General features: G+C 39.1%; 6 protein-coding genes and 1 pseudogene. All 7 read right to left on the bottom strand.

What is annotated here, in order from left to right; genetic code table 11:
- Positions 1–1021: IgG-binding virulence factor TspB family protein (locus HMPREF2865_RS05770; RefSeq protein WP_283120645.1), on the bottom strand; the 1021-nt coding region annotated here is incomplete at its 3' end.
- On the bottom strand, positions 996–1331 hold the full coding sequence (locus HMPREF2865_RS05765) for a hypothetical protein (RefSeq protein ID WP_283120644.1): 336 nt from the start codon (positions 1329–1331) through the stop codon (positions 996–998). The genes HMPREF2865_RS05770 and HMPREF2865_RS05765, both read right to left, overlap by 26 nt.
- A gap of 112 nt (positions 1332–1443) precedes the next feature.
- On the bottom strand, positions 1444–1719 hold the full coding sequence (locus tag HMPREF2865_RS05760) for a hypothetical protein (RefSeq protein ID WP_070646341.1): 276 nt from the start codon (positions 1717–1719) through the stop codon (positions 1444–1446).
- 12 nt (positions 1720–1731) lie between these two features.
- Positions 1732–1950 (bottom strand): major capsid protein, encoded by a 219-nt coding sequence (locus tag HMPREF2865_RS05755; RefSeq protein ID WP_070646338.1) that lies wholly within the window; start codon positions 1948–1950, stop codon positions 1732–1734.
- Between the two features lie 84 nt (positions 1951–2034).
- Positions 2035–2238, bottom strand: a complete 204-nt coding sequence (locus tag HMPREF2865_RS05750) for a hypothetical protein (protein ID WP_049336678.1) — start codon at positions 2236–2238, stop codon at positions 2035–2037.
- A gap of 13 nt (positions 2239–2251) precedes the next feature.
- Positions 2252–2563 (bottom strand): hypothetical protein, encoded by a 312-nt coding sequence (locus tag HMPREF2865_RS05745; protein ID WP_070646335.1) that lies wholly within the window; start codon positions 2561–2563, stop codon positions 2252–2254.
- A gap of 12 nt (positions 2564–2575) precedes the next feature.
- Positions 2576–3033: pseudogene (locus HMPREF2865_RS05740) on the bottom strand (replication initiation factor family protein); the annotation flags it as partial.

The following is a 3033-nucleotide window of genomic DNA, read 5'->3' as shown; positions in this document are numbered from 1 at the left end:
CAGGACGCTGCGTTGTTTCAACTTTTGCAGTTGAGTTGCCATTTGAATCTTGGCCGAAAGTAATGGTAATTTGCACCGGCTTGCCATTTTCGGGGGTAACAGGGCCAATGGTTACAACAGTACCGGCAGGGACTGATACTTTTTCGTTATATTCTGGTTTGCCTGTGCCTTCGACGAAGGGGGTAGGGTTGCTATCTATTGAATGGGTTGACATTTTTAGAAATGTTTCTTGATCAAGGACTTGTGTATCTCGCATTTTTAAACGAAAAGAAACTGAACTTCTGCCGTCACTACCTCTTTTAACTGAACAACCACCTCCATTTAAATCGAATAGACATTCATCTAAATGGTAATATTCCCAAAATTTAGAACCTAAATCTTTATCAAGTTCCTTTTTACGTTTTTCCCAAAAAGGGCCAGCCAGTTTTTCCATTTGGCCTTTCATAAGTTCTTCTGCTTCGCGTTGGCTTTTACCGCCTTTTCTGTAAGCATTTAAAACCGAACTATCAACGCCATAACATGCAACATCTTGCACTCTGTCGCTTTCATCTCTAACCCAAATACAATTTCTCGCAGGCCATTCTTTTAGGAATTCTTCGCTAGCTTCATTCCATTTGTAGCCTTCAAATTCAAGATCAGATTTAACAACTTGATAGGCATCATAAGCATATGAAGCAGCACCAACATAAGGAACAGCTTTTAGACCAAGTTTTGCGCCTGCTTTTACCAGGCCAAATGCGCCTGATAGGACGGCTTTTCGGGATACTCTAGCTTCTAACGTTACGGGGACAGTTGAGGCAGATCTAAAGCCAGTTGATACGTCACGGACAGCTAGGGATTTACTGGAATTTTCATGATAAAACATATTCCCACCCATACCACCACGACCATTATCTAAATACCGCCAAGTTCTAACGCCATTTTGATTAAAACCGCCAGTCGAAACACGTACTCTACCATTTGGTTCAACAACTAATTCAGCATGAGCTTTAAAATTAAATCCTAATAGAATAACGGCCATAATAATAAGCCGTAGAAATTTGACCATCATAGAACTCTTTGCATTCAAAGCCATGTTCTAAAAACTGAAATTTTAAAAACGAGCCATCTTCAAAAAAAACTAACATATCATCAAGATATGTTCGATTTAAGAAATATTGAGATGCACTTTTTACCATGTTCTTAAAATCAGAAATTGGATAAATTTCTTTAAGTCTGAACATTTCAGCTATAAACACATGACACAATTTTTCATTTAAATAATTGGGATTCGTATCTTTTTTAAATCTCAATTCTTCTTCTGAAATGTAAAACATAATACTAACTTTCATAATGGTTGCTGAAAGTTAGATTTTGCCATTACCCGAATAGGGTATCAATCCTTGAATAAAATCGCCCCTATCAAAACAGGTACTGCCAGTCCCAAGTAAAAATAGTAATCCATCATTTGAGAACCCTTTTTAAAATGGATACAAAATACACAGAGGCCATCACGCCGAATAAGAGCCATCCTGTATCCAAACCGCTTTTTAAATTGTCACTTGGATCGCATTTAGGTAAATCGGCTTTAATCGTCTGTCCGTTCAGTTTCCATACTGTGCCGTTGTATTCAGGTTTGATAATTTTTCCGTCTTGGGTTATTTGAGGTACTACCAAGCTGAAATAGACGTTTTCAGCTTGGCTTTGCTCAAGACATTTATTCCCGACTTGGTAGTACATCTTAATTACCTATTAACGTAACAAGCGTTTCACAATGGCAATTACGAACAGCGCTGCAAAAACGCCGACAACCAGCCATCCTGCTTCAAGGCCGTCAGCTTTGGCAGATTCAATACCTGTTTTTGCGCCTTCGGGCAAAGCGGCATAGGCTTGTGTAGCAAAAGCCAGAGGAGCAGCGGCAACAACGGCCAGTTTTGCGCCGTATTTACGGCAAGTGTTCATCAATTTCATGATGTTTTCCTTTACGAAATGTTTAAAAAATGTGTTTGCGGGCTATGTGAAGGTTTTAGAGACCGCCCGCCGAGTCTCTTAAATTTAGTCTTCTTTTGTATAAAAACTGAAAATTAAAAATTCTCCGCCAATTTCTTCAATCGCCGAACTGAAAGCGTCTTCATAACTTTCATATTGACCGGCAGATTTAATGTTTGGCGTAAAGCCAATATCGCCGAATGGATCGGGATAGATGAATTCATGATTTTCGAGTTCTTGAACAATAAATTTTTGCTGATACTTACTCATGATTCAGCCTTTCTTAGGCTTTGGGCGTTGCGCCTTTAACTTGGAAATCAAGCAATTTAGGAACAAGGCCTTTACCTGTTGATTCCATTGCTACGGTTACATCAACCGCGCATGGGAATTTGAGATTTTTCAGCTTTTCGAAATTATGGCTATCGCCAAATTTCATGCTTGCCGCGGTAAAGCCCACAGCATTTCCGTTTGACGGCATGGGGCTGGCTACCAAAACAGTGGAAGAATCGATTTTGTTACCGTCAATTTCGCCTTTGAATTGTTTTGCTCCCAACAGGGTTGCTGAATACGTGGTTACTTGGCTTTGCTCAAACATTTTGAATTTCCTTTACTTGTTTAAAAAATTTGAAATAATTTTCTCTTCGAGTTCAATGTCTCGAATGTATTGTTTTTCCCTGTCTTGTGGGAATGCGGTTTCTTTCTCATCAAGCAAATCATCAAGTAATGTTTGCATGTTCAAATCATCAATTGCTTTTTGCTCTTCGTGTATATACTGGATCTTTTGTGTCTGATCTCTACAGTCGTATTGTTCAGGTTGTAAACCTTTGGGATAACCTTCAATGCCTTTTACAAGTTCATCGACAATTTTTGTATCATCCCAGCCTATATCACGGAGGAAATTAACCATCTTTCCAACCTGATTACGCGCATGAAACAGTTTGTGATCGAAAGATAAATTTACTGTTTCTGTCTTGGCATCCATCCGCTTAGCTTCTGTTTTGAATATCGCCGAACATATCGGGTAAGCACCACCAAGATACGAACCGGGATAAAGCAAAACATCTA

The sequence above is a fragment of the Neisseria sp. HMSC073G10 genome (assembly GCF_001812605.1).
Taxonomy (GTDB): Bacteria; Pseudomonadota; Gammaproteobacteria; order Burkholderiales; family Neisseriaceae; genus Neisseria; species Neisseria subflava_A.
Note: the sequence above shows the minus strand (reverse complement) of the source record. Positions and strands in the feature narration are given on the sequence as shown.

Coding starts and splice junctions, on each gene's coding strand:
- HMPREF2865_RS05750 (WP_049336678.1), bottom strand. CDS start 2,238: ATGAGTAAGTATCAGCAAAAATTTATTGTTCAAGAACTCGAAAATCAT.
- HMPREF2865_RS05755 (WP_070646338.1), bottom strand. CDS start 1,950: ATGAAATTGATGAACACTTGCCGTAAATACGGCGCAAAACTGGCCGTT.
- HMPREF2865_RS05745 (WP_070646335.1), bottom strand. CDS start 2,563: ATGTTTGAGCAAAGCCAAGTAACCACGTATTCAGCAACCCTGTTGGGA.
- HMPREF2865_RS05765 (WP_283120644.1), bottom strand. CDS start 1,331: ATGAAAGTTAGTATTATGTTTTACATTTCAGAAGAAGAATTGAGATTT.
- HMPREF2865_RS05760 (WP_070646341.1), bottom strand. CDS start 1,719: ATGTACTACCAAGTCGGGAATAAATGTCTTGAGCAAAGCCAAGCTGAA.